At 35.5% G+C, this 26135-nt stretch carries 21 protein-coding genes; 14 read left to right on the top strand and 7 right to left on the bottom strand.

All coding sequences use genetic code 11. The annotated features are described in order from the left end of the window. Nucleotides 1-12 precede the first annotated feature (12 nt). The 3 genes from nrdG (at nucleotide 13) to nagZ (ending at nucleotide 4246) form a co-directional block, all read left to right on the top strand. On the top strand, nucleotides 13-510 hold the full coding sequence (gene nrdG / locus V7121_RS16620; RefSeq protein WP_335494230.1) for an anaerobic ribonucleoside-triphosphate reductase activating protein: 498 nt from the start codon (nucleotides 13-15) through the stop codon (nucleotides 508-510). A 264-nt stretch (nucleotides 511-774) separates the two neighbouring features. After that, nucleotides 775-2301, top strand: a complete 1527-nt coding sequence (locus tag V7121_RS16615) for an Ig-like domain-containing protein (RefSeq protein WP_335494232.1) — start codon at nucleotides 775-777, stop codon at nucleotides 2299-2301. A 199-nt stretch (nucleotides 2302-2500) separates the two neighbouring features. Beyond that, nucleotides 2501-4246: a beta-N-acetylhexosaminidase gene (gene nagZ, locus V7121_RS16610; RefSeq protein ID WP_335494234.1), complete on the top strand. Its 1746-nt coding sequence runs from the start codon at nucleotides 2501-2503 to the stop codon at nucleotides 4244-4246. A gap of 427 nt (nucleotides 4247-4673) precedes the next feature. Here the strand turns inward: nagZ and V7121_RS16605 are convergent, their stop codons facing one another. Next, nucleotides 4674-5999: a radical SAM/SPASM domain-containing protein gene (locus V7121_RS16605; protein ID WP_335494236.1), complete on the bottom strand. Its 1326-nt coding sequence runs from the start codon at nucleotides 5997-5999 to the stop codon at nucleotides 4674-4676. 302 nt (nucleotides 6000-6301) lie between these two features. On the opposite strand from V7121_RS16605, the gene V7121_RS16600 reads away from it, so the two are divergent. The 3 genes from V7121_RS16600 (at nucleotide 6302) to V7121_RS16590 (ending at nucleotide 11211) form a co-directional block, all read left to right on the top strand. Further along, nucleotides 6302-6874, top strand: coding sequence for a TetR/AcrR family transcriptional regulator (locus V7121_RS16600; RefSeq protein ID WP_335494238.1), 573 nt, complete (start codon nucleotides 6302-6304; stop codon nucleotides 6872-6874). Between the two features lie 71 nt (nucleotides 6875-6945). Continuing rightward, nucleotides 6946-9396: a YhgE/Pip domain-containing protein gene (locus V7121_RS16595; protein ID WP_335494240.1), complete on the top strand. Its 2451-nt coding sequence runs from the start codon at nucleotides 6946-6948 to the stop codon at nucleotides 9394-9396. A gap of 345 nt (nucleotides 9397-9741) precedes the next feature. Continuing rightward, nucleotides 9742-11211 (top strand): glutamate decarboxylase, encoded by a 1470-nt coding sequence (locus V7121_RS16590; RefSeq protein WP_335494241.1) that lies wholly within the window; start codon nucleotides 9742-9744, stop codon nucleotides 11209-11211. Between the two features lie 176 nt (nucleotides 11212-11387). Here V7121_RS16590 and V7121_RS16585 read toward each other — a convergent pair whose 3' ends face one another. After that, a complete protein-coding gene (locus tag V7121_RS16585) occupies nucleotides 11388-12479 on the bottom strand; it encodes an HD-GYP domain-containing protein (protein ID WP_335494243.1) in 1092 nt (363 codons plus the stop codon). A 496-nt stretch (nucleotides 12480-12975) separates the two neighbouring features. On the opposite strand from V7121_RS16585, the gene V7121_RS16580 reads away from it, so the two are divergent. Continuing rightward, a complete protein-coding gene (locus V7121_RS16580) occupies nucleotides 12976-14205 on the top strand; it encodes a TerD family protein (RefSeq protein ID WP_335494347.1) in 1230 nt (409 codons plus the stop codon). Nucleotides 14206-14462: 257 nt separating this feature from the next. Here the strand turns inward: V7121_RS16580 and V7121_RS16575 are convergent, their stop codons facing one another. The 4 genes from V7121_RS16575 to V7121_RS16560 form a co-directional block, all read right to left on the bottom strand. Then, nucleotides 14463-15182, bottom strand: coding sequence for an ABC transporter ATP-binding protein (locus tag V7121_RS16575; RefSeq protein ID WP_335494245.1), 720 nt, complete (start codon nucleotides 15180-15182; stop codon nucleotides 14463-14465). Further along, on the bottom strand, nucleotides 15182-16303 hold the full coding sequence (locus V7121_RS16570) for an ABC transporter permease (protein WP_335494246.1): 1122 nt from the start codon (nucleotides 16301-16303) through the stop codon (nucleotides 15182-15184). The genes V7121_RS16575 and V7121_RS16570 overlap by 1 nt, the downstream gene beginning before the upstream one ends. A 174-nt stretch (nucleotides 16304-16477) precedes the next feature. Next, nucleotides 16478-16996 (bottom strand): PadR family transcriptional regulator, encoded by a 519-nt coding sequence (locus V7121_RS16565; RefSeq protein WP_335547233.1) that lies wholly within the window; start codon nucleotides 16994-16996, stop codon nucleotides 16478-16480. A 222-nt stretch (nucleotides 16997-17218) separates the two neighbouring features. Beyond that, nucleotides 17219-17614: a DMT family transporter gene (locus V7121_RS16560; RefSeq protein WP_335494349.1), complete on the bottom strand. Its 396-nt coding sequence runs from the start codon at nucleotides 17612-17614 to the stop codon at nucleotides 17219-17221. Nucleotides 17615-17678: 64 nt separating this feature from the next. Between V7121_RS16560 and V7121_RS16555 the strand changes: the two genes are divergently transcribed. The 4 genes from V7121_RS16555 (at nucleotide 17679) to V7121_RS16540 (ending at nucleotide 23096) form a co-directional block, all read left to right on the top strand. After that, nucleotides 17679-18059, top strand: coding sequence for a hypothetical protein (locus tag V7121_RS16555; RefSeq protein ID WP_335494250.1), 381 nt, complete (start codon nucleotides 17679-17681; stop codon nucleotides 18057-18059). A gap of 774 nt (nucleotides 18060-18833) precedes the next feature. Continuing rightward, nucleotides 18834-18965 (top strand): hypothetical protein, encoded by a 132-nt coding sequence (locus V7121_RS16550; RefSeq protein ID WP_335494252.1) that lies wholly within the window; start codon nucleotides 18834-18836, stop codon nucleotides 18963-18965. A 12-nt stretch (nucleotides 18966-18977) separates the two neighbouring features. Beyond that, nucleotides 18978-19865, top strand: coding sequence for a hypothetical protein (locus V7121_RS16545; protein WP_335547231.1), 888 nt, complete (start codon nucleotides 18978-18980; stop codon nucleotides 19863-19865). A gap of 417 nt (nucleotides 19866-20282) precedes the next feature. Further along, on the top strand, nucleotides 20283-23096 hold the full coding sequence (locus V7121_RS16540) for a DEAD/DEAH box helicase (RefSeq protein WP_335494256.1): 2814 nt from the start codon (nucleotides 20283-20285) through the stop codon (nucleotides 23094-23096). An 18-nt stretch (nucleotides 23097-23114) separates the two neighbouring features. On the opposite strand, the gene V7121_RS16535 is transcribed toward V7121_RS16540, so the two are convergent. Next, on the bottom strand, nucleotides 23115-23513 hold the full coding sequence (locus V7121_RS16535; protein ID WP_335494258.1) for a (deoxy)nucleoside triphosphate pyrophosphohydrolase: 399 nt from the start codon (nucleotides 23511-23513) through the stop codon (nucleotides 23115-23117). A 221-nt stretch (nucleotides 23514-23734) separates the two neighbouring features. Between V7121_RS16535 and V7121_RS16530 the strand changes: the two genes are divergently transcribed. From V7121_RS16530 to V7121_RS16520, 3 genes are all read left to right on the top strand, one after another. Next, on the top strand, nucleotides 23735-24238 hold the full coding sequence (locus V7121_RS16530) for a hypothetical protein (protein WP_335494260.1): 504 nt from the start codon (nucleotides 23735-23737) through the stop codon (nucleotides 24236-24238). A gap of 29 nt (nucleotides 24239-24267) precedes the next feature. Continuing rightward, a complete protein-coding gene (locus V7121_RS16525) occupies nucleotides 24268-24735 on the top strand; it encodes a GNAT family N-acetyltransferase (protein ID WP_335494262.1) in 468 nt (155 codons plus the stop codon). Between the two features lie 890 nt (nucleotides 24736-25625). Then, entirely contained in the window at nucleotides 25626-26114 is a 489-nt protein-coding gene (locus V7121_RS16520; RefSeq protein ID WP_335494264.1) for a peptide ABC transporter substrate-binding protein, read from the top strand. Nucleotides 26115-26135: the final 21 nt, after the last annotated feature.

The following is a 26135-nucleotide window of genomic DNA, read 5'->3' as shown; positions in this document are numbered from 1 at the left end:
GGGGAGACGAAATTGAAAATCGGAGGATTCTATTCTGATTCTATCTCGAATGGTGAAGGATGGAGAGCTGTTCTTTTTATATCAGGATGTCCACATCATTGCCCAGAATGCCATAATCCAGAATCCTGGGATAAGGACTATGGTGAACTGTATGACGAAGATGATATTTATAATCAAATTATAGAGAATCCCTTTTTAGATGGGTTAACACTATCTGGTGGAGAACCTTTTCTTTATTGCCAAGAGCTATTTTCGTTAGTGAAACGTGTAAAAGCAACGGGATTAAATATTTGGTCTTATACAGGCTTTACATTTGAGGAACTTTTACGCTGGTCTGAAAGGAATTATGATGTACAAGCATTTCTACAGGAAGTAGATATATTAGTAGATGGAAAGTTTTTAATAGAGAAGATGGAACCGAAGCAACGTTTTCGTGGAAGTTGCAATCAACGTATCATAGATGTTCAGGCTTCGTTAAAGGAACAAGAGGTTGTCTTATATATGGCTTAAATGTAATAAGCGTGTTTTGATCAGTCTTTTTCAAAACACGCTTTTTCTTTTTGCTAAATAAGATCGTTTTGTTTTCGGGCTAGGAAATGTAGATTAGGAGAATGTTTATTCACTTTTTTTTATTTTTTTATACGCTTTCAAAATAAATTAACAATGTGATATTATTATATTTGAATTGTAATATTTTTGTAGAATGATAAAAAAATTCCATCATGATTTTGTGCAGAAGAGAAGAGTATATTTTTAATGAAAAAGGAGAATTCGATGTTTAAAAAACTGTTTCTAGTCATTGTTGCTTCTATCTTTTTAATGACCGCATGTGATTCGATTAAAGGTGTTAATTTAAATCAAATGATTTTAAATAATGCCAAGATTAAGTCATCCCAAAGTTATGCAGTTGCTTCACTTCATCTTTCTTATAAGAAATCAAAAGTAAAGGATAAAGAGTATTTAAAAGTATTAGATCTTTTAAATAATATGGAAATTCAGGTTCAAACCAAAATGCAAAATGCTGATACGGTCTCGGTGGGTGGATTTGTCAAACTCAAAAAAGGTAAAATTCCGTTCCAGTTATATTCCGATAAAAAGCAGATGGTTTTATTATTAGATCAAGCTTCTAAGGCAATCCGCATCCCTGTTCAGCAGGATGGGGGATCTACTGAAAAGTTAGTTCAAACGATTCAATCCAAATTGCTCCCTTATCTTGTAAAGGATCTGCCAAACCCAAAACATATTAATGTTCAAAAGAACGTACATTTTAAGGTACATGGCGAGAAAATAACAGGTCACAAGATTCATGCTGCAGTATATGCTAATGAATTGCCTAGTCTATTGTTTAAATTCCTTGATAATCTGTCAAAAGATCAAAAAGCGCTCACACAATTGGCTAAGACTATTAATGAAGTAAATAAAATATCAGGCGATGATATGGTTGTTTCTGTAGAGGAGATTAAGCAAGTCATACAACAAGCTAGGGTTGGGTTCAATCAGTTATTACCTGAGATGAAAAAATCGGGAATGCTGGATAAAAGAAACTTTCTAAAAACTGATATTTTGGTAGATAAACACTTTAACGCAAGAAAATCTTACACGGAGATTGGATTGAAAAAGCTTCCAGAAGAGAGTGGCGGGTTAGATGGAATCACTCTTAAGGTTACCCAAGAAGTTTGGAATATTAACAAAAAGGTAAAAGCACAAAAAATTAAAAGAACGAAATTTTTGAGTGAAGACGCTTCAGAAGATCAATTTTTGTCAACATTGGATAAAAAACATAGTGTTCTTTACCGTGTAATAAAGTCTATTGAACCAAGCATTCCAACAGTGAATGCTGTAAATGATCATTCTACTGTTATTAAAGGCGAAGTTGAATCCGATTCAAAATTGTTTGCAAAGGTTGGAAGCAAACAAATAGGCAAAGCAACTGCAAAAAATGGAAGATATACCATTAAAATTAAAAAGCAAAAAGCAGGTACAAGCATTGTTGTTTATGCGGTTGATATGGCAGGAAATAAGAGTAAGAGTAAGAGAATTAAGGTACTAGATAAAACGCCACCTGTTGTCCCGACTGTTAATAAAATAACTAGTAAAAATGTAACGGTAAGTGGTAAAGGTGAAAAAGCAGCAACTATTTATATTTACAATGGAAATAAGAAGATTGGGCAAGGAATCGTAGATCGTCGAGGAAACTATAAAGTGAAAATTGAGGTACAAAAGACGGGTTCAACATTAAAGATATATGCTCAAGACAAATCAGGAAATAAGAGTAAGAGTAGAACGATAAAAGTAAGTTAGGTTTTTTTAAATCCCATGCAAGCATTAGGAATATAGGTGTCTGTCCCCATGAGCATTAAAGCTTTAACACACTGGGGGTCAGGCACCTTTTTTTGTTACAGCAAGTCAAAAACGCTCCATTTAGGTAATGAATAAACAAGACATAGTGTAAAATAAGCAATATATAAATGGTGAGTTCACCAAAGAAAGGGATTCTATTATGCCAAAACGTAAAAAATCCATCTTGAAACCACTTATTTTGTCATTCCTATCGTTGCTTATTATTCTAGTTGTTGTTATTTATGTTTTTGATAAGGACAGGGATGGGAAACAGCCCACAAAGGAAAACTCTCAACAATCTGTTGAACCTTCACCCAATTCTCCAGAGGAAATAGGTGAAAGCAAAGATCAGAAACTGCATGACTATATTAATGAACTTTTTTCCTTGGCAAAGGAAGGAAAAGTGGACGGTATTCCTTTCGAATCGGGTAAGGCTAAGAAACAGGAGGTACATAATAAATGGGGAGAACCGAACCAAACAACAGACACTGCAAGTGGCAGGTACGAAGAATATAAGAATCGAAATGTCGTCATAGGATATCTGGGTGAGATTGTCTCTGATATCAGGTCATATGATTCTGAGTTACAAAGAATCCGGCAAAATGATATCAAATTAACAGGCGGAGAACCTGATGAGATTCGGTACTTTAAAGATGAAACTCATGACCAAATCATTCTTGTTTATCAGCTTAACACTTTAACAGAGTTAAAGTGGATCTTACCAAAACCGACCAATCAGGAGCCAAATCCAAAAGTGGACCATATTTCAGTCTATACACAAATAAAAAATCAAGCAGAGCCATCTACTCGACCTGACCAGCAAAAACCCATCGCTGACATGAGTTTAGATGAGAAAATTGGGCAAATGATCTTCGCAGGTATAACTGGTACCACCATGGATACAAATACAAAAAATTTATTAACGAAATACAAGGTTGGCGGGATTATTTTTTTCAAGCCTAATTTAATAAGCCCAACACAAGCAGTACAGCTATTGAATCAAATGAAGTCTGAAAATGACCAGAAGGTGCCGCTTCTATTGGGAGTAGATCAAGAAGGTGGGCGTGTTACCAGACTCCCTGGTGGATTGATTAATTTTCCAACCAATAAAGAAATTGGGGCAATTAATAATTCTCAGTTTTCCTATCAGGTGGGGACGCTGTTAGGGAAGGAGTTAAAAGAATTTGGTTTCAATCTTGATTTTGCTCCTGTCCTGGACATCAACAGCAATCCCAATAACCCGGTTATAGGAGATCGATCATACGGGAATAATTCTGAAATTGTTAGTAAGCTTGGTATTCAAACCCTTAAAGGTATACAGTCGCAAAACATTATCCCAACCATTAAGCATTTTCCAGGTCATGGAGATACGTCTGTTGACTCCCATCTTGAGCTGCCAATTGTAAATAAAAGCCTTCAGCAACTAAAAGAGCTCGAATTAATCCCGTTTGAGCAGGCAATCAATAGCGGTGCTGATGTTGTTATGGTTGCCCATATCTTACTGCCTAAACTGGATGCTAATTTTCCATCTTCCATGTCCAAAAATATAATAACAGGGATCCTGAGGCAGCAATTGGACTATAACGGTGTTGTAATAACCGATGACATGACAATGAAGGCAATTATCGATCATTATTCGATTGGCAGGGCAGCAGTTGAATCAGTCAGGGCAGGCAGCGATATTATTTTAGTTGGACATGGTTATAGCAATGTAGTAGAAGCCATTTCTTCTTTAAAAACCGCTGTCCAAAAAGGGGAAATTACTGAACAAAGAATAAATGAAAGTGTAAGTAGAATTTTGAAGTTAAAAAAGAAATATGAACTAAATAATTCTAAAGTGAAGAATCCAAATATAGAAGAAATGAACCAATCAATAAAAAAACTCCTGGATGAATATTCAAAATAATTGTTCGTATATTCCAATCAGGCAAAAAATATCATTTGGACTAAGTAAGTTTTGCTGATAATGGCGAACAGTGACAGGTACTGTTCGCCATTAATTTTAAAAAAATAAAACTGAAAATTATAAATAATCCGATTTTATTATAAATACATTCTTTTTTATTCTCTGTATCCTAGGGGGGGAAGACGAATTTAATAATGAAATATTGGTCAATTTTTATAGTAGCATTAAGAAGGCAACTCGCCCTAATTGGGGAGTTGCCTTCTGGTGATATATGCTCTTATTTTAAGTTACCTGGTACTGATTTCATAATTTTTCCAGTGTTATTATTGTTAACTGGAGATGAAGCTGGACGTAAAATGCGCATGTAACTCACCCCCTTTCACTTTGGATTAATAGGCGTAAAACCGATTTGCAATATCCGTTTTCTTTACAAACTATTTTTCCATATTAAGTTTAATACCTTTTTAATATTCCTCTTTTCATAAGGGCAAGGCCTCTCCCCAGTACGGATACGATATAATGGACAATGATTGCCTTGGCATGCTGGACGGTAGAAGCAGGATTGACAAACTGCATCCGTTTCCTCTCCTGAAGTGACCCAACTGGCGATTTTATCATAATCAAGATCTAGATGACCATCTTCATGTATTTTTCCGACTTTATTAAATTCCTCATCAAGAGAGAGGGTACACTTGTACAATTGACCATCAGAACCAACTACTAATGAGTGTGGTTTTGCTGCATAGCAGACCGATCCAGATGGCATTAATGACTCTGTTACCATGGGGCTCATATTTAATCCTTGTGTAATGGCTTCATCTGTCAGCTCCCAAATCTTTTTGTTAGACATGGTGCGGCTACATACAGGGATGTCATCATCGTTTTTTCCACCCCATTTTCCAACAGGACGATACATAATTCCAAAACGCTTATCATCTGCAAAATGTTCTACTAAGAACTCAGTTAACTTTGATGCTTCCTGTAAATTACTTTCATCGAAATTTGTTCGAATGGTGATATCAAATGAATCCGGGATGTCTTTAATGGCTAATAGATTATCGATGATTTTACCAAATGTTTTCCCACCACCTAATAAAGGTCTTCGATGATCGTGTACTTCCCCAATTCCATCAATCGTAATCATAAATTGATTAATATTCCAAGATAGTAATCTTTGAAAAACATCTTTTGTTAATAAATAACCATTTGTAACAAGGTCACAAGAGTATTGTATATTGTTTTCCTCAGCAATCGATAAGAAGTGAGTGGAAAGTTCCTCAATGACATCTAAAGAAACTAATGGTTCACCACCAAACCAACTAATATGTAGGGTCGATAAATTTGCTTTCTTTTCTTGTACGAATGCCTTGAGACCATTGATTATTTTGCGATCCATTTTCCCGCGTTCAAACGTTTCATAACAATATGTACAACGGAAATTGCAGGCTTGGGTTGGTAAAAGGACAAGGTGCATGATATCTGTTCGGTGTAAGGATTGATGAAGAAATTGTGCCCTTCTCTTTTCATCAACATCGCTAGAAACTAAAAAACCATTATTATATAAATCTTTATGTATTTCGTTTTCTAAACTTTCTGTACCAGCTCTTTTTATAGAAGATAAGACAGCTTCTTTTTCTTCATCTGAAAAATGAGCAATGGCACCAGTATAACTATTTAGAAGCACAACTCCATTGTCATCAGTATGTGATAGAGCATTAAATCTAGATGGAACATAACTATTCTTGTTTTTCATACAACACTAACTTTCTATTAAATATAGTTTGATGGCCAAAAACTATTATAGGAGTGTAAATAAAAATATAAAATGAGATAAATCACTAAGTGGTGGGGTATAGATTATTAATCGTGATTAATCGAATCAAATGACTCGACCTGTAAGCAGAACGTGAGGATCATATGCAAATGGATTATACATGAAAATCCTCAAAAGTTTATTTTAGCTTTCTTCTTGCAAAAATTTAAAACTTTGTTATACTTCCTTTAGTACTAACTGACTGAAATCATCAATTGGTCATATTGTAAAAGAGGTGTTTAATGTTAGTTGACCGTAGGAGAAAAATTATTGAAGCTACGATCCACTCCTTTTCAATCTTTGGTTACAAGGCAACAACAATGGATCAGATAGCAAGACTGGCCAGTGTAGGTAAGGGTACGATTTATACTTTTTTCCAGAGTAAAGAAGAGTTGCTTGATGAGATTATCACATCGCTGATATCAGAAATGAAAGAGGAGGCGGAAAAAGCTTTTAATCCGGAATTATCCTTCATTAATAATCTTCATAACGCCCTTTATCGAATTCTTGAATTTAGATTAAAGAACCAATTGACAATTAAATTAATTCAAGAAGAAAGAGAAATGGGAACGAAGGCAATTTTGGGAAGTATGGAAAAACTCGAACAAGAAATTGTTCACTATATTTCACAAAAGATAATAACTGCAATCAATAATGGAAAAATCAATGATTGTAATCCAGAGCTAACGGCATTTATCATGTTAAAATTGTACATAGCACTTATTTTTGATTGGGAAAAACACCATAATCCATTACAAAAAGAAGAAATATTAAAAGTTTTTGAGATGAATATTTTTTATGGATTATCTAAATGAGATATTCCTATTTTTAATCAATAAAATGACCAAATGAGGATTTTAGTCAGATATTCAAGGAGGCACATCTTATGAAGAACATTCTACTAAAAGCAGAATTAAGGGAGATATTTACAAATAAAAAAATATTAATCCCAATCATTGCTGTTTTGTTTGTCCCTGTTATGTATGCCGGAATGTTCTTATGGGCATTCTGGAATCCTTACAGTAAAATGGATAAATTGCCAGTCGCTGTGGTTAACTCGGATGCAGGAGCAAATTTTGACGGTGATAGATTGAAGATTGGTAATGATCTTGTGAAAAAACTCAAAGATGGAAAGAATTTCAAGTATAGTTTCGTTGGAAAAAAAGAAGGTTATCAAGGGCTTAAAAATGAGAAATATTATATGTTGATTGAGATTCCAAGGGATTTTTCAAAAAATGCAACTACGCTTCTTGATCATGATCCCAAAAAATTAAAGATGATTTATGTTCCGAACGAAGGTTACAACTTTTTGTCTGCTCAAATTGGGAAGACAGCCACGGCAGAAATCAAAACAGCAGTTGCCCAAAAAGTAACAGAGACATATGCTGAAACGATGTTCTCAAAAGTGAAGGAGCTTGCTGACGGAATTGATAAAGCTAGTGATGGGGCAGACAAGCTAAACGATGGTGCTGTTAAGATAAATAATGGAGCAAAGGATTTAAAAGACGGACTGGCAACACTGGCAGGAAAATCAATTGAATTCGATAATGGTATGCAGAAAGCTGATTCTGGAGCAAAAAAACTCGCTTCAGGCTCTGAACAACTAAACAATGGTCTAGAAACACTTGGGCGAAAATTAATAGAATATAATAATGGCATGCAGAAAGCTAATTCGGGAGCAGGTGAGCTTGCCAGCGGTTCGAAAACTTTAGCTGATGGCCTTGGACAATTACAGAATGGCCATAAGCAGTTAGAGGACGCATCTGGCCAATTAACTGATGGAAGTAAACAATTAGCGGATAATTTGAAAAAAGCAGATGAGGGTATTCAGTTAATGAATAGCCAAATGCCACACTTGGTTAAAGGAACGGCTGAGTTATATACCGGTGCTGAAAATCTGTCAGGGGGCTTAAATCAGTGGCAGCAAGGAGCAAATGCCGCAGTTACAGGTGCCGAGCAAATTAATCAAGGAATTACATCTTTAAAACAGCAACTGGAATCTTTAATGCAATCTCCTTCTTTCGCAGCATTGCCTGATGGACAAAAAACGGCTTTGTCTAAAGGATTGCAGGATTTGGAAACCGGAAGTGCTAATTTAGCAGTTGGGACAAAAAGTTTATATGATTCTGCCGGACGACTTTCAAGCGGCGTTTCAACCATTGCAGAAAAGTTAGGTGAGCTCAATCAAGGGCAAACCGCATTGCAACAAGGGATTGCTAAACTAGCCAATGGAAGTCCACAGATGGTTGCTGGTGCTACTCGACTTGCTGTCGGGGAAGGAGACTTTTTGGCTGGAATGCAGCTATTTGGGCAGAAGCTTTCCGAAGCAAAAGTCGGAGGAAATCAATTAACAATAGGAAGCAATAGTTTAGCAAATGGTATGTCTCAGTTAACGAGCGGTTCAAGTGCGATTGTTTCTGGGACAGGACTATTGTCGGGCGGTTCTAAGGATCTGAATAAGGGTGCTTCAGACTTGTCAAAAGGAATGGAACAGTTAGCAACTGGTTCCCATGCTTTAACTTCAGGAGCGGGACAGTTAGCCGATGGTTCGCAGCAATTAGGTGTTGGAACGAATGATTTGTCAAAAGGTTCAAAAGAACTTGCCAGTAAATTGGCAGATGGCTCAAAAGAGGCATCCAAGGTGCATGCAGATAAGAAAACCTATAATATGATGGCCGACCCTGTAAAACTATCCAATAAAAAAATCAATAAGGTTCCCAACTATGGAACAGGTTTTGCACCTTACTTCATTTCTTTAGGATTGTTTGTCGGGGCCTTATTAATCTCGATTGTCTTTCCATTGCGTCTGCCTGCCATTACACCTTCTAGTGGTTTTAATTGGTTTATTGGAAAAATAATAATCATAGCAACTATTGGAATCATTCAAGCGTTAGTGGTAGATTTACTATTGCTTAACGGATTAGGTTTACATGTCGAAAGTACACCGAGATTTATCTTGTTTACCATCCTGACGAGTTTGACTTTTGTAACACTCATTCAGTTTCTGGTTACTGCATTTGGGGATCCGGGGCGTTTTGTGGCAATTATTCTGTTAATTTTGCAATTAACAACAAGTGCCGGTACATTCCCGCTTGAACTAATTCCTAAGTTCCTTCAGCATTTTAATGCCATTCTGCCAATGACCTATACTGTTCATGGATTTAAAGCTGTCATTTCGGATGGTGATTTTGGAATGATGTGGAGGAATTCAGGAGTACTTCTTTCCTTTATGGCAATGTTCATGTCATGTTCCATTGCGTACTTTAGTATGCGGTTTCGACACGATTATCAAAAGGTTGAAGCTTTAGAGCAAGTGGAGGTAAGACAGGGAAGTTAGATAGTATTAAAGCAAAAAGACGAGGGTCCCTATAGCGGAAGCTTTGGGCCCTTTTTCCTTTTCATCAATCGAATGAATGGGAATTAAGAATGAATTAAAGACATCCACAAATAAAGAATTACTAGATTTATTAGCAAATGATGGAATGTAATTGAAAAAACCAATATTAAAGGGGAGTCTACTATCTGAAAACAGAGGCTCCTATTAATAAAATTCATTATTAAATGCATTTCCTACTTTTTCAAAATAGTTTTAATTCATTTCGTTTCTAGAAACGTCCCTTGTTTACCAAGTAGCTTTTTGGAAATAATATGGTGGTTAAACAATAGATGAAGGAGGACTTGTATGCCACAGGATCGAAAAGCCGAAGTTCAGAACGACGCAAACGAAGGAATAAAGGCATTGCCAGATAAACCACAATATCTGCCGCGTCACGTGCAAATGAAGCTGCCTCACGAATTTTCTGTGAATCCTCTGTTTGCCCGTGAAGGAGAAATAGTCGTTCCGCGCTTTCAAATGCCTGATACAGGCATGTTACCCGAAACAGCGTATCAAATCGTCCATGATGAAATTGCTCTTGATGGCAATGCACGCCTGAATCTTGCGACATTCGTTAGCACATGGATGGAGCCTGCCGCTGAGCAATTATATACCAAATCATTCGACAAAAACATGATTGACAAGGATGAGTATCCGCAAACAGCCGCAATTGAGGAACGGTGTGTCCACATTTTAGCCAACCTCTGGCATTCTCCCAACCCCCTTACGACGATGGGCGTTTCAACTACAGGATCGTCGGAAGCCTGTATGCTCGGAGGACTTGCGTTAAAGAGGCGCTGGCAAAAATTGCGCAAAAGCCAAGGGAAGCCGGTGGATCAGCCCAATATCGTGTTTAGTTCCGCTGTTCAAGTCGTTTGGGAAAAATTCGCGAACTATTGGGAGGTCGAACCGCGTTATGTGAAGATTAACCTAGAGCATCCCCACTTGGATCCAGAGGGGGTCCTCGCTGCCGTGGACGAAAATACGATTGGTGTGGTGCCGATTCTCGGTGAGACTTATACGGGGCTTTACGAACCGGTTGCTGACATTGCGAAAGCGTTGGATGATTTACAGGAGAGGACGGGCCTCGATATTCCCATGCATGTGGATGCGGCTTCGGGAGGATTTATCGCACCGTTTCTTCAACCAGACTTGGTCTGGGATTTTCAATTACCTAGGGTGAAGTCTATCAATGTTTCCGGACATAAATATGGATTAGTCTACCCTGGTCTAGGTTGGATCATATGGCGGGAAGCTGAAGATCTTCCAGAGGATCTCATCTTCCGCGTGTCCTATTTGGGCGGGAACATGCCGACCTTTGCCCTGAATTTCTCTCGTCCTGGCGCACAAGTGCTCCTGCAATATTACAATTACCTGCGTTTAGGCAAAAATGGGTACTATGAGGTGCAAAAGGCCTCTCAGACAGTCGCCCATTTTCTTAGCAAGGCAATTCAAGAGATGGAACCGTTTGAACTTTTGTCCGATGGTTCGGATATTCCAGTTTTCGCTTGGCGGCTGAAAGAGGGATACACATCAAACTGGAATCTGTATGACTTGTCTCGACAATTACGTGTGTTCGGCTGGCAGGTGCCCGCCTATCCATTGCCGCCAGATATGGAAGAGGTGACGATCATGCGCGTTGTGGTTCGGAACGGCTTTTCCATGGATCTCGCGCATTTGTTTTTGATGAACCTCAGACAGGCCGTTGCCTTTCTGGATTCCCTAGACGGTCCTATGCCGCATGATACGAAATGTGATAATGGGTTTCATCACTAAGAGGGGGTCAGACCTGATCGGATTTCCTCTCAGTTTGGATTGAATTACCACAAGCAAGCCCTATCCAATAACTAGTTGGATAGGGCTTTTTATAAGTTGATCGATTTCCATAGGGTTAAAGATTTCCTTGAATAAGTAAATATCTAACCATGCACACAGCGATTGGTTACTCTTCTTTACATAACCACATCACTATAAACGATATTGGAAGTTAAATTTGTTAACATATCGATATCATGCACTTCTGATTCCTGTAAAGCTACACCATCTTTTTCGATAACACGAATAATAGGGCGTTCTGGGAAATTACCATTATTTTTAACTACAAAACCTGTTTCACCAGTACTTAGTGTTACTGTTATACCAACAGGATACATAATAACCGATTTTTTAAAAATTTGGACCAATTCCGTTTCAAAATGTGTGCCCGCACCACTATAGAGAATTTCAAAACCTTTGTGTGGCAACATCGCTGGTCTATATGAACGACTCGATGTTACTGCATCATATACATCTGCTATAGCCATTATTTTTGCATAAGGATGAATATCCTTCCCATTTAATCCTTGTGGATACCCAGTACCATCTATCTTTTCATGGTGTTCAAATGCACAACGGGATGCCAATATAGGTATTTCATGCTGTTTTTTTAAATATTCATAACCCACAGATGTGTGTGTTTGAATAAGTTGAAACTCTTCTGCCGTTAATTTCTCTGGTTTGTTTAAAATTTCAATAGGAATCACCATTTTACCAACGTCATGAAGTAACCCACTTATACCTAATTCATTTAAATCTTTCGGCCTAACCCTTGAGTTGATGGCCAATTGCAAAGTATAGACCATTACATTAAATGAATGATTGTATAGATAATTGTCATATACTTGTATGGATGTCATTAAATTCAATGTTTTTTTGTTTGAAAGAAGTTCTGATAACACATCATCACATAAATTTTGAAATGATTTTAAAATTTTGGGGCTAAATCTACCAGTCAATTTTGATTTAGATTTCAAACTGGTGAAGGAAGTTTTTATTTCTACTAACGACCTTTGTTTTAATTCGTGTGAAATACTAAAATCCTCTATTAAACCATCGCTATATTTGTCTTTTACATATACCGCAAAAATACCGAGATGCCTTAATCTCGAAATGGCTTTATCCGTTAATTTATACCCCTCTGCTAGTAAAACTAGGCCATTGTTATCATAGATTGATTTGGCTAACTCTGTCCCTGCTTTACACCTACTTAATGACACTAACCTCACACTACACCGTCTCCTATTAATCACTTTATGAAAGTGTACATACTTATTCACATTATTACATAAATTTATCATATAAAATATGTTAAAACTCACATCAATTAAAACTTGAAACCTCAATTACGGTTAAAATGATGAAGAAAAACTGTAGATGGAGGAACGACCATGAAGGACAAACTAACCACTCAAGAGTTACGTGAATATAGGTGCCTGACCCCCAGTGTGTTAAAGCTTTAATGCACTGGCGGTCTGGCACTTTTTTTAGAAACGAATATATCAGATTACAAGTTAGGAAGATTTAAGTCACAGGTCGAGATACAGACGAATTTGAAAATGAATAAAAAACCAATAATTGTAAATCTTCTTAGAATGTTAGGTCGATTTTTGATATGATCAATTAGAGTAATCTAGAAATTTTCTTTTATATCTGGGTGGAGTGGAAGGATGGATTTGTGAAAAATTGTAAGTGCAAATTGAAAGAGGAATAGGGAGTGTATATATGAATCAATTTCTTCAGATGGGTGCCAATACAGTTTTAAGTTCCCCAAAAGGTACTATTACTGTTAGCTATGAAATTTCTAATTCGATAGATATTTCCTTAACAGCATTCCTTTTAACTGATTTAGACAAGGTACAAGGAGATAGTGGAATTATATTTTATAATCAACCAGAGAGCTCTTCTGGTGTAGCTACCTTAATGCCGTCTGAGAATGTAGGTAATACAAAAGTACATAAAATTAATTTTAATATGAGTAAAGCTCCTGAAGGCATTTCAAAAATAGCTATTACTCTTACAGAGGATAATAGTACGGGATTTTCAAATGTAAAGAATTTAAAGGCAGAGATAGGTACCGATCATACTTTTATTCAGTTAACCCCATCTAGTTTCACAAATGAAAATGGAATTGTAGTATTAGAATTATATCTAAGGAATGGCCAGACAAAAGTAAAATCAATCTGGCGGGGATTTAATTCCGGGCTTGAAGGGTTATGTAAAAATTATGGTGTAGAGGTTGAAACTGAGGAGCAAAACAAGCCTTCTGAACCTAAAACTATTCAAAAACAAACCGCAAAAGAACCGCCTCAAACTGTTCCTAAAAATAACGCTATGTCACTGATAAGCCTTGAAAAGGTAAAGGGTAAGATAAGTCTCGAAAAAGGTCAAAAGCCAGTGATCATTGAAAAAACACCAGAAATTACAGCTACCGTATCTTGGAAAACTGGGACAGATTATGATATATATGCTTTAGTCTATACAAAGAATGGGAAGCAGATAGATGTAGCTATGTTTGGGGCAAATGGAACCCCTCCGCTCAGAAGTTTTGGCAAAGGAGCAGTGGAACATATGGGGGATGTTAGGAGAAATAGCGGACCAACTAAGACAGAAGTTATTAAATTAAGGTTAAATAATGAAATTCTCGCAGTTGTTCCTGTGGTTTATTCGGCTCAGTCAAATGGGACAGGCTCATTCTATAGATACAAGGTGTCCATGAGTATAGATAATCATAATGGAACCTCAGTTACCATATCTGCAAAAAATGCAAATAATAATGATAGAATTTATTCCTGTGTACCCGGAATACTTCAAAATACATCGGATGGAGTAATTATAAGCCCATTGGAGCTTTATAGTACACCGAACTCAGAACATAGACCTAAACTTAGGATGGGGTCTTCAGGTATGGTAGAAGTTATAATGGATGAAGGACCAAGAAATGATTACAAGTAGACTAGAATTATGAAACCTCATATAGATGCACCGAGATGAACCGTACCATAAATAGAGGCAGTTTTTATACATGAATTCTATTTATTGGTGGGGAATTTGTACAAAGGTATAGGCTAAACAAGATATACTATTTATGATCTACTTGTTTAGCCTACCTTTTTTGTCTAATGAGCTTTATATAGTCATATAAAAAAATTGTGTGGATAACTGAATTCGAGTAGTATGCATGAATTTTCCTTAGTTTATAATGCAGATGTTTATCCCTTAGTAGAGATTGTCTTCAACTTTTCATGACTGAAAGAATCATCATGTTTAAGTCTGCCATCTTCCATTCGATACACTTTATCGCAGTATTCAAGCATTCGTTCGTCATGGGTAACCATGATTGCAGCTTTGTTTCTTATTTTTGTTTCTTTGGCTATGAGTTGAACCACTTCATGAGCCCTCATCGAATCAAGACTTGCTGTTGGCTCGTCTGCTAGAATAATAGATGGATTATTTATAAAAGCACGAGCAATTGCCGTACGCTGTCGTTCTCCTCCAGATAACTGTTCAGGTAATTTTTCCAGTTTTGTTGCTAAACCAAGACTTTGTAATAATTCCTTTGCAAATTCTTTATCCTCTTTTACAAGTTTCCCTGCCATTTTTTTTACCACAAGTAATTGTTCTAGAACATTTAAATAGGGGATAAGATTACTAGTTTGTAAGATAAATCCTATTTCCTCCAACCGCAATCGCACTAAATCCTTAGGTTTTAACTCACTAAGGTTCTTACCGTTAAGAATGACCGCACCTTTAGATGCATGGAGTAATGCACCTGCAATAGCAAGAAATGTACTTTTTCCTGAACCTGATGGGCCAATGACAGCAATAAACTCACCTTGTTCTACAGTTAGGGAGATATCATCAAGGGCAAGAACTTGATTTTCACCCTGTTGATACTGTTTAGAGACATTTTTTAATTGGATTCCTGACATTATTCCATCCTCCCAATCGCTTGAAGTGGGTCTATTTTTGTGATTTTTCGAACGGAAACCAATGAACTTAAAACCGAAATCACAAGTAATAATAGGGCATAAAGGACTACTAATTTAAGATCAAGTGAAAATGGCATTTCATCCGGAAGAATAAGGGCTGTCCCATAGGTTAATAGGATTCCTGCTATAATACTAATAAATGATAATAGAAATACCTGGGAGACAATGGCTCTTCCCAAGAAACGATTGCTGGCACCAAAGGCTTTTAATATGCCAAATTGATTTGATTTTTGCAAGGTAATTACATAGAAGAATACACCTAGTACAAAAGCTGAGATGGCCAATAGGAAAGCAAGCATCATCATAATTGTGCCATTTTCTTCTTTATAACCAGGCATTCCCTGTACGGCTGTGCTCTTGGTTACTGTTTCCGTATGATTGAATAACTTATTTAGTTTCTCAGAATCAATATTTTCCCCTTGCAACATAATCGCATTTACAGGTTTCTCAATTCCTTTATCAGAACCAGGTGCTGCAAATTGAATAGAGCGCCATTTATCCAGGGTAGTAAAAATAGCAGGTAAATGATTGTATGTTTCATTTTTAACAAACCCGACAATTTCCATTTTTTCTAATGATCCTTCAATTTTCAATGTATCGCCAATTTTAAAGCCCTTTTTCTTTAAAGTATCATTAGCGATAACTTCCAAAGGTTTACTTGCTTGAAGTGGTTTTCCATCAATCACATTAGGTTCCAGAAAACTACCAGGTGATATTCCCAATATGGCAATATCTATTTTTTCTTTATCATCAGAATCAGAATGATTAAGTACGGTTCCCATGGTCGCACCCATTGCTGACGCAGCTGAAACATTAGTTTGGTTTTCTAGTTTCTTTGCCAATGATTCACTCAATAACGATCGACTCATAGAGGATCTTGAGTCATCTTCAAAAGTCACATAACTGGCATTCATGTTTTTAAATGTTGCCGCACTAAGAGTGGAAAGGCCGTTTCCTAACCCAGATAGAATGAATACCAGCCAAGCAATCAGAACAGTTATAACACCTATCATTAGAAATCGTAATTTACCATGCTTTAACTCTTTTATAGCAAGAAACAATATACGTCACTCCTTTAATATAAACAAGATTAATCACGTGTGATTAGTAAAATCATACTAGTTTGTTGTTGATTAGTCAATCGTGACTATATGGTTAAAATATAATATTTATTTTTTAGATTCAAATAAAAAGGAACCCTCAGTCGGTTCCTTTGATTCATATGGATATAAAATTTAATCCAAGTGAAGAAGATGTTGAATGTTTTTTTCAAGAAAGGAAACTTCTGCTTCTAACATGGTAATTTTATGTTTGACTGCAAGATTCACACCGGTTCGTATTCCATGTGCAGGGGTTTGGCTAAATAAATGGATTAGTTTTTTGCTTTTCTCTAATCTTTCCTTCAAGGCAGGTATTGCTTTATCCATCGGAAGAAGATCAATAAACATTAACCCAATATCTCCTTGGTAATTAGCACTTTCCGCAGAAGATAGATTTTTCAATAGTAATTGATAAAAATAGTCTCTTCCACTTTCATTTATAGAGTAGACTTTTCGGGTGGGTCTATTTCCTTCTTGTTCTAACTGAATATCTATATATCCCTTTTGATTTAGTTTATCCAGAGTAGCATAAGCAGTAGGCTTTTTCATATCTGTAACTGTACTTAAGTTTCTTTCGATAAATTCATTAATTTGATATCCGTGTTGACTTTGTCCCATGAGTATCCCAAGCAGTATTAGTGAGCGATTTTCCACTGAAATCCGCCTTTCTTTCATGCATTCTTTATATATTCTCTCGTAAATTTTATTTGTAGTCAATTGATGCAGTAAAAATAGACCATTTTCATGATGAGAGAAATGAGTAATAAAGTCTTGAAGCCAATTAAAATGTATAAAAAAAGGATAGATAGAGCATTTATATTGCTCCACTATCCTTTTTATTAGTGACATTAAAGTGAGGTCACTTCTTTATAAATATTAAACTCCCATTTTCTCTTGAATGATAACCTGGTTTGACTCCTGCTTTTGCTTCTTATTTACAAGATAGATACTGGCCACGATCAGGACAATTCCTAAAAATAAAAGTTTTGTAAAGGGCTCATTTAATAATACAGTTCCGATGATAACTGCGAGCATTGGAACCAAGAATGTAAATGTTGCCACAACACTGGCATCTCCTTTTTTGACAAGTATAACGTAGAGAATCCAGGATAATGCAATCCCTAGAATCGTACCAAAGGAAAGACCCCATATAAACGTATCATTCCAAACAATACTGGACCAATTCTCAGACCAAAGCCCGGCTATCATCAGAACGCATCCCCCAATTAAACACTGGAATGCCACCATCCAAAGAGAATCAACCGAGTGAATTTAGTGGATGAAATCAATGAACTGTTAGCTAAGACAAGTAACAGAGGAAAAGCCCCTACCTTTAATGTCTAAGGCAAAACACCAAAGAATTATTGAAGAGATGTCTAAAATCTGGGGGAATGAGAGGTCACTTATACAAATAAATAATACTCCTCCTGAAGAAAAATCTAGTGATGACAAAAGGAACAAATTAAAAGAAGAGGTATTAGCCCACTATATTAGTGGACAGCAATATATTAATGGCAGCCAAAGGCAATGGAAGGAATTTGTCTTATATAGATTTAATCAGGTATATGAAAAGAAGTTAACAGTGCAAGATTTGATTGTATTAATGAAAAATGTAGGGGTTTCCTTTAATCAACCGGATAAACTTGTTTATTATCCTATTCGAGATTATTTAATCTATATTGGGAAAAAGTCAAAGAAGCCCTTGGATTTACTTTAATGGGCGAACAGTAACTGTCGCTATTCGCAAATTGAACCATTTAAATTAAAGTTTTCATAAATCTTTTTAAGAAATATAAGGTGGGTGAATACTTATAATATTAAGGAGAAAAATATTATCTGCAATTTTCAGTAGTTTACTAGGTGCACTGATGTTTTCCGTACCTGAGAGGTTCGAACTGAATCTATTATTGAATTTATTTTACTTGAACATTATGTTTGTATTAACGTATGGTATAATTTCGTCCTTAATTAGTGATTGGTTAACAAACAAGATTTTCACATCAACATATGCTCGCGAAATTGCTTCCTTTATATTACATTGCCTATTCGGTTCAGTATTTAAAGTACTTAGTCTTGTTCCTGCTATCCTATTTTTCGTTATCGATCGATTGTTAAGAATGTTCAAGATAAAATGGTGGACGGTTATACCACTATTATTACTTGTTGTGATTATATTTTTTATAGGTATTAATCTGGATTAATATATGAAGAACTAGGGAGAGTAGAGGCATCGTCCTCGAGTAAATTGGTGGCAACCATTAATCCTGGCCTGCCTATTTGGGACACAGTGGTACTTAAAAAACTTAGGTAAAAGGCCTCCTGCATATTATAGGAAAAATAGATTGGAATACCCTCTTATTATATGAAGATATTAAAAATGCATATAAAAAAATAATTGCAGAAGAAACACTGGCAAGCTAGTTATCAAGTTATTTGACCAAGAGTATCCTAACTCAGGAATAACCGATATCAAAAAAGTAGAGTTTGTATTATGGCAAACGAGAGAGTAAAGGCACTTTTTGATAATGGTGTTTCTACTTTTTCTACTTTTGACACTGTTCTACATGTTAAGGGAAATTTATTTGCGATAATTCCAAACGAAGGACATAATATTAAAACATAAATTGGGTGGGTCATGATGATTGAAAAAATATGTGAAATTATTAATGATGAGTATTGTTGCGATATTGATATAACTATTGAGGAATGGAAAGAATTATTAACAAATCCTACAGTATTCGATGATAAAAGCAAAGAAGCTATAAAAAAATGGTATATAGAACCTGGATATTCTGCTACTTGTGGTTATATAGGTAAAAAATATAATGAGCACAGTATGAGTGCTAATGGAATTATAAATGGATTAGCGGGAAGAGTCCAAAAAGAACTTGGACGGTTCGTTGTTAAGGGAATAGGAGGTATAGCTACAGGCACAAGATTTATTGTGGTAATGAAAAGCAAATTGATTAATGCAAAACCAAAAACTTGGGAGTGGACGATTAGAGAGGAGCTTGTAAAAGCTATTGAAGAATTAAATATATTTTCGGATTATAGTTATTCGGATGATGCACTTATTTCAGATATCAGCGATAATGACATTTCTTCGGATAACCCACATTTTGAATATAGTGGTAGGCCTAAAAATAAAAAAGACCCTGTTTATGTCAAAAATAAATATTCGTATCCTCGAAGTCACAAGGTATCAATAAATGCTTTACGACACGCAAATAATAAATGTGAATTTGATGATACTCATTTAACATTTACTAGGAGAAATTCGGACTTAAGCTATACTGAACCTCATCATTTAGTACCAATAACTTACCATAATAATTTTGAAGTATCTCTTGATGTTGAAGAAAATATCGTTTCTTTATGCTGTAATTGTCATAAACAAATCCATTTAGGAAAAGGCTTTGAAGTAATGCTAGAAAAATTACATAATGATCGAAAAGACTTATTAACGAGGGTTGGTATAGATATCACGTTAGATGAGTTGATTAAATTATATAAAAATAATTAAATGCGAAAATTTAGCCGGGGCGTGAAGGCACCCGAACTCAAACACCCGCTAGAAGGGTGTCTTCCCAGAGTTGTTTTGTATTTATAAAGTTGAAGCAGTCTTTCTAAAAAAGGTGCCTGACCCTCGTTGCGTGAACGCATTAAAACACTAGAGGTCAGGAACCTTTTTCCAATCGCATAATTATAAAGGGTAATTTAAAGAGTAAAAAATTGTTGGTATATAAGGTGCGGTGAACCGCATCATATGGTACAAGACAAGACATACTCTTTTAAACTCCAAAGACATATCTATAGAGATCCTTTATTGATTCATTTAATAGTGGATCTTTTTATTTACCCGAAAATATAGTAAAATTTTCACATATCCAATAAATAGCAATATAGCAATGATAGTTAACATATAGTCAGGAGCAAACCTATGGAAGCGGTCGAAAAGAAGCTAATCGTGAATTCTGATAAGGGGAATTTATTAAGAGAGTTAGTAAAATCGATGAACGAGTGTGAGCGGTTTTATTTTAGTGTCGCATTTATAAACTTCAGTGGTCTCCAACTTCTCCTAGATCCGTTAAAAGAAGCTGAGTCAAAGGGCATAAAAGGAAAAATTATCACTTCCACATATCTTAATTTTACAGATGCAAAAGCGCTAGAAAAAATTAAAGAGTTTAATAATGTTGAGTTAAAGGTTTTTGTTACGGATAAAGAGATTGGTTTCCATACGAAAGCATACATATTTGAGTACAAAGATAGCTATAAGGTGATAATTGGTTCGTCGAATATTACTCAAAGTGCCCTGAAAAGTAATATTGAGTGGAATGTAGAAATCATTACGAAAGAGGATGGCCGGTTTATTCAAGATGTTCTAAAGGAATATAACTATCTTTGGAATATGAGTGAAGATGCTGATCAGGATTTTATTAGTAGATATGACGAATTTCTAAAAAGCCTCAAAAGTACACAAAAAAAACATCAGTTGATATATGAAAACAAACAATATATCGTCCAAAATAGAATGCAAAAGCGAGCAACCGAGAATTTAGATAGACTAAGAAGCTTTGGCGAAAAGAAGGCTCTTGTCATTGCCGCAACTGGTACTGGTAAAACCTATATGTCAGCTTTCGATGTTAAAAGTTTAAAACCGAAGAAACTCCTCTTTATTGTTCATAGGGAAGAGATTTTGAAAAAAGCAAAGGAAACCTTTGAAATGCTACTACCTAATGAGGGTCTTTCTTTTGGCTTACTTACAGGAAATCATAAGCAAAGTGATGTGGATTATGTCTTTGCTACGATCCAAACCATTTCTAAGTGTTTTCATGAATTTCAAAAAGATGAATTTGATTATCTAATCATTGATGAAGCCCACCATGCGACCAGCCCAACCTATCAAACCGTTTTAAATTATTTCGAACCTAAGTTTACATTAGGAATGACGGCAACCCCTGAACGTAGTGATGGTTATAATGTTTTTGATCTTTTCGATAATAATGTGGCTTTAGAAGTTCGGCTACATGAGGCTTTAGAGGACGAGTTAGTTATTCCTTTTCATTACTTTGGGATTACGGATATTGAAGGCATTGATTTAAGTAATGTTAATATTGACGATATTGCTGAACTAACCAAGCGGTTAAAGGTTAATGAACGGGTCGATTTTATTATTAAAAAAATGGACTTCTATGGTCATGATGGCGAGAAAAGAAAAGGCCTTGGTTTCTGTGCGAGTATTGAACATGCTCAGTATATGGCTAGTGAATTTAATAAAAGAGGCTATAAAAGTGTTTGTTTATACGGTGCCGACTCACCGGATACACGAGAACGTTTTATTAACCAATTAGAAAATGATCAGGATGATTTAGAATTCATATTTACCGTCGATATTTTTAATGAAGGCGTAGACATTCCTTCTATCAATACAGTACTCATGTTAAGGCCAACCAACTCTCCGATTGTGTTTATTCAACAGTTAGGAAGAGGTTTGCGAAAACATGCAGATAAGAGTTTCTTAACCGTTCTTGATTTTATCGGAAACCATAATAAAACGTTCCTCATCGCACTGGCACTTAACGGAAGTCGTTACTATGATAAAGAAAGCTTGAAGTTAGCGATTGCGACTGGATTTGCAAATATTCCCGGGTGTACTCATATCCAAATGGATAAGATATCGCAGGAAAGAATTTTGGCTCAAATTGACAATGAGAACTTTAATTCAATGAAATACCTAAAGGAAGGGTACTTTGAATTTAAAAAGCTCAACCAAGGACGAATTCCATATTTATTATTAGAATATCTTAAGTATGATGGGGCACCTGATCCGACGAAATTTATAGACCGTGAAAAAACATATCTACAGTTTGTAGCAAAAGTTGAAAAAGATGATTATTTAAAAGTGTTATTACAAAACGAAGCTTTCGAAGGGGCTTTAAAAGAATTATCCAGTAAGCTTCCTCTGAACAGGATTTATGAGTTTATCATCATTAGGTATTTGATAGAGCATGAAGAAATTAATTTAGACATTGCTAAGCATCAAATCTTAAAGATGATTAAGGATGTTGATAATGATAGTATCTTACATGCATTTGAGTGCCTGAATCAGAATTACTATGATAGTGGTCAGTTGAAGAGTAAACCCAAACTATTTAATTATACGAACGGATTACTTGTTAAGACTCCTATTTTTAAAGAATTACTAGCAAATAGGGAGTATCGCAAATATTTAGAAGATGCTGTTACCTACGGGATTTTCCGGTACGAAAAAGAGTTTAAGTCTGATTATTACGGTGTTCCACACTTTAAACTATATGAGCAATATCAAATGATGGATGCCGCATTACTTTCCAACTATCGAAAAATCCATAGTTCTTTTAGGGGTTCAGGGTTGCTTGCTAATGGGAAAGAATATTTCTTATTTATTGATTTGCATAAAGAAGAGGATGTAAAGGAAAGCATTAACTACAAAGATAAATTTATTAATGAGCGATACTTCCAATGGCAATCGCAAAATAGTACTGCCCAGCATTCTGAGCGAGGACAGAATATTATTTTTAATAAGCAAAGAGGCGTTAACCTTCATTTATTTGTGAGGAAGTACAGGGAAATAGATGGGAAGAATGAACCTTTTATTTATATTGGAAAAGGAGATACTGTTCAATATGAAGGTGAAAAACCTATTACGGTGAAAATTAAATTAGAGCACGAAATACCTGCAACACTGTATACAGAGTTTACGAAGAAAGTGTAGTCTTCTCATTAGAGAAGACTATTTTTCATATATTAATTGTTCAACGGCTGGGATGTCAGCGGGCGCCCACTTTAGTGAATCTAAGTTTTCTCTTTTTAGCCAAATAAGCTTGGAATGCTCACTTGGAGTTGGCGTTCCTTCTAAAACCTTGCATTTAATTGATTTTAAATTAATGATAAATGTTTCATATTCATGGGTATTATCATTAAATACTTCTTTTGAAGTCTCGATTGTACAGCCTAATTCCTCATCAATTTCTCTTACTAAGGCTGAATAGATATCCTCATTTGCTTCCACTTTTCCACCTGGAAACTCCCACATATTTGGAATAGACATTTCTGGAGACCTAAGAGCGCATAGGATTTCTTTTTGGTCGTTTTCAATAATTGCTGCGACTACCTTTACAAGCTTTTTCAATGTGATCCTCCTTGATGAATTGATTTACTAGTCATAATATATCACTTTTATTTGAAATATTCTTTGATTGAACTTTTCATTCTATTGCGAAAGTTTTATTGGAAAATTAACCCTTATACTCTATCATTAAGATAATACAATAATACGCTAAGAGGAGTGATATTTTGGAATGAAGTGGAAAATTTGTCCTCCTAAACTATCGTTGAACAGGGTGAGCTGCTATGGATAAAAAGCTATTTAAGGCGAAAGTTTTAAATTTACTTGAACAAGATGTAGATGGATTAACATCTGAGAATAAGATCAAGTATATGAAAAAATGGATAAGAGACTATGAGCTTTTACATCAAAGAGAGCCAATTGCAGTAAATCCTCAAGATTCCATTAAAGTAGGTATTCTAGTACAAACAACAATGAGAAAAATAGTTAGAGCTAAATTACTTTCAGAAGAAATAATTAAACATTTACAGGATTTCCGGTATTGTAAATTAACATTTGATATTAATTATCCGCTTTTGAAAAAGGTGGTCTGGGATTTACCAATCTCTGAACAAAGAAAAATAAATGGTTACGACCGGTATTGGAAAGAAACAGTAACTATTAACAACGAGAGATACCTGATCTGTAATGACTGGTATGAAAGAAATAAACCCAAGTTTATAAAATGGGTAGAAGAAATTGAGTATGAGATTACAAAGTTTAAGTATATTAGGGATAGCCAAATATAAATACATTCCTGTCGATAGGGGGTCTAACTATGGAACTATATTTTTATGAAGAGAGATATAAACATTTCATCGAGCAGTATCAATTAACGGAGGAACAACTTCGTTTTACTGGTACGCCAACTGAATGTATCAAACTTTCAAATGAGGATCCTAATCGTTATTCAATCTTAGCGATGGATCAGGAACATTTGGTCACTTTTTTCGATTTGCATAAAAATGAAGGAGTAAAACCGTATTCAAATAATGAACGTTCTATTTTATTAAGAGCCTTTTCGACAGATCACCGTTATCAAGGGAAGGGTTATGCCAAAAATGTCCTTTTGCAATTACCTTCCTTTGTAAAGGAACATTTTAAAGAAACGAATGAAATTGTCCTAGGAGTTAACCTTCAAAATACAGTCGCTCAAGGATTATATAAAAAATGTGGATTTATTGATGAAGGCGAACGAAGGATGGGAATAAAGGGCGAACTCATCATCATGAGTTATCATTTGTAGAATTAAGACGAACTTATGGTTTGTTATGCTCATATCATGTACTTTTGGTAAATATGATATAAAAAAACTAACCAAACGTTTGATTAGATCCTTGAAACCCTTGGTACATATGGTCTGAAAAACTAATCAAGCGTTTGATTAAATCCTTGTAGCCCTTGGTACATATGGTCTGAAAAAACTAATCAAACGTTTGATTAAGTCCATGCAATCGTTGAATCATATGGCCTGAAAAAACTAACCAAACGTTTGATTAAATCCTTGAAACCCTTGGTACATTTGCTCTGAAAAACTAATCAAACGTTTAATTAGATTCTTGTTTCCTAGGTACAGATGAAAAAAGAGAATAGGAGGCTTTTATAATGAATACCTTAATTCCTTTCATCACCTTTTTGCCACTAATCGTCCTAGCATTTGTTGTTAGATGGGTTTATCAAATTAAAAGAAATAGTGACATTCAAGTGGAGCAAAACCAATAAATTATTTCGCTTTTGCAAAATAAAAAGATTAGTAATTAACTATTTAAAATCTTAGTAATCAAAGGAGAAAGACATGAAAATAGAATACGCGATCATAATATTAGCTATTAGCATTGCCTTCAGTGGATTTTGGATAGGCAATGCGCTTAAACACAACAATGCGCTTAAAGATTAGCGAGGATTCAATAAAAAGAATAATCAAGATAGAAAGAGTAACCATGGAACAAAGTGGATCATTTGAAGGTATGATGTTCCCCTATTCGAAAATATATGACCATTATGTTTTTTCAAAAACATCTTTGGACCAATGGGTACAGGAGACTGTAAAATATCAAAACGTATATAGTTCGGCAGGTATTCAACGCAGATAGCATGTTTGGAACGGACCTTTGTATTTTAAAAGGGGGGAAACGTTTGAAAATTAAATTTGGACCCATTCTCTTGCTTTTATCGCTTGTCCTCACGGCTTGTAACATAGGAGTAGACCCGAAGGCACATTTAGGTGAAATTTATAGCGCTGCACTGGACTCCATCATGGGAAAAGATGAGGCATTAAATAGTGACATGAAATTCATTGCGATTGATATGAGCAATTTCGACGCTGGATTAAGTGAAAAGGATAAAAAAGATATTATTACTTTTTTCAAAGACAAATATAAAGTGGATGTAATGGATGTCACTTTTGAGGAACTGAAAGCAAAAGGATTCTACGATCCGGATAAAATGTCTTTAACTGGCGTCCTTCTTAGGATAGAGAAAGTCGATTTCAAATGGAACAATGATGTTTTCTTTGAAGGGTCTAAATATCGCTCAGGATTAGGTGCCATTGGTGTAGAAGGTAATGTCCACTACAAAGATGGCACTTGGCAAGTGAAAGAGTCAAAAGAGACCTGGATAAGTTAATTTAATAATTTTACATACAGT

The sequence above is a fragment of the Neobacillus drentensis genome (assembly GCF_036962125.1).
In the GTDB taxonomy this organism is placed as follows: domain Bacteria; phylum Bacillota; class Bacilli; order Bacillales; family Cytobacillaceae; genus Neobacillus; species Neobacillus drentensis_B.
The sequence above is the reverse complement of the archived record's forward strand: the minus strand, read 5'-3'. Positions and strand labels throughout refer to the sequence as shown.

Coding starts and splice junctions, on each gene's coding strand:
- V7121_RS16545 (WP_335547231.1), top strand. CDS start 18,978: ATGATGATTGAAAAAATATGTGAAATTATTAATGATGAGTATTGTTGC.
- V7121_RS16615 (WP_335494232.1), top strand. CDS start 775: ATGTTTAAAAAACTGTTTCTAGTCATTGTTGCTTCTATCTTTTTAATG.
- V7121_RS16605 (WP_335494236.1), bottom strand. CDS start 5,999: ATGAAAAACAAGAATAGTTATGTTCCATCTAGATTTAATGCTCTATCA.
- V7121_RS16590 (WP_335494241.1), top strand. CDS start 9,742: ATGCCACAGGATCGAAAAGCCGAAGTTCAGAACGACGCAAACGAAGGA.
- V7121_RS16550 (WP_335494252.1), top strand. CDS start 18,834: ATGGCAAACGAGAGAGTAAAGGCACTTTTTGATAATGGTGTTTCTACT.
- V7121_RS16530 (WP_335494260.1), top strand. CDS start 23,735: ATGGATAAAAAGCTATTTAAGGCGAAAGTTTTAAATTTACTTGAACAA.
- V7121_RS16525 (WP_335494262.1), top strand. CDS start 24,268: ATGGAACTATATTTTTATGAAGAGAGATATAAACATTTCATCGAGCAG.
- V7121_RS16575 (WP_335494245.1), bottom strand. CDS start 15,182: ATGTCAGGAATCCAATTAAAAAATGTCTCTAAACAGTATCAACAGGGT.
- nagZ (WP_335494234.1), top strand. CDS start 2,501: ATGCCAAAACGTAAAAAATCCATCTTGAAACCACTTATTTTGTCATTC.
- V7121_RS16600 (WP_335494238.1), top strand. CDS start 6,302: ATGTTAGTTGACCGTAGGAGAAAAATTATTGAAGCTACGATCCACTCC.
- V7121_RS16595 (WP_335494240.1), top strand. CDS start 6,946: ATGAAGAACATTCTACTAAAAGCAGAATTAAGGGAGATATTTACAAAT.
- V7121_RS16580 (WP_335494347.1), top strand. CDS start 12,976: ATGAATCAATTTCTTCAGATGGGTGCCAATACAGTTTTAAGTTCCCCA.
- V7121_RS16540 (WP_335494256.1), top strand. CDS start 20,283: ATGGAAGCGGTCGAAAAGAAGCTAATCGTGAATTCTGATAAGGGGAAT.
- V7121_RS16555 (WP_335494250.1), top strand. CDS start 17,679: ATGTCTAAGGCAAAACACCAAAGAATTATTGAAGAGATGTCTAAAATC.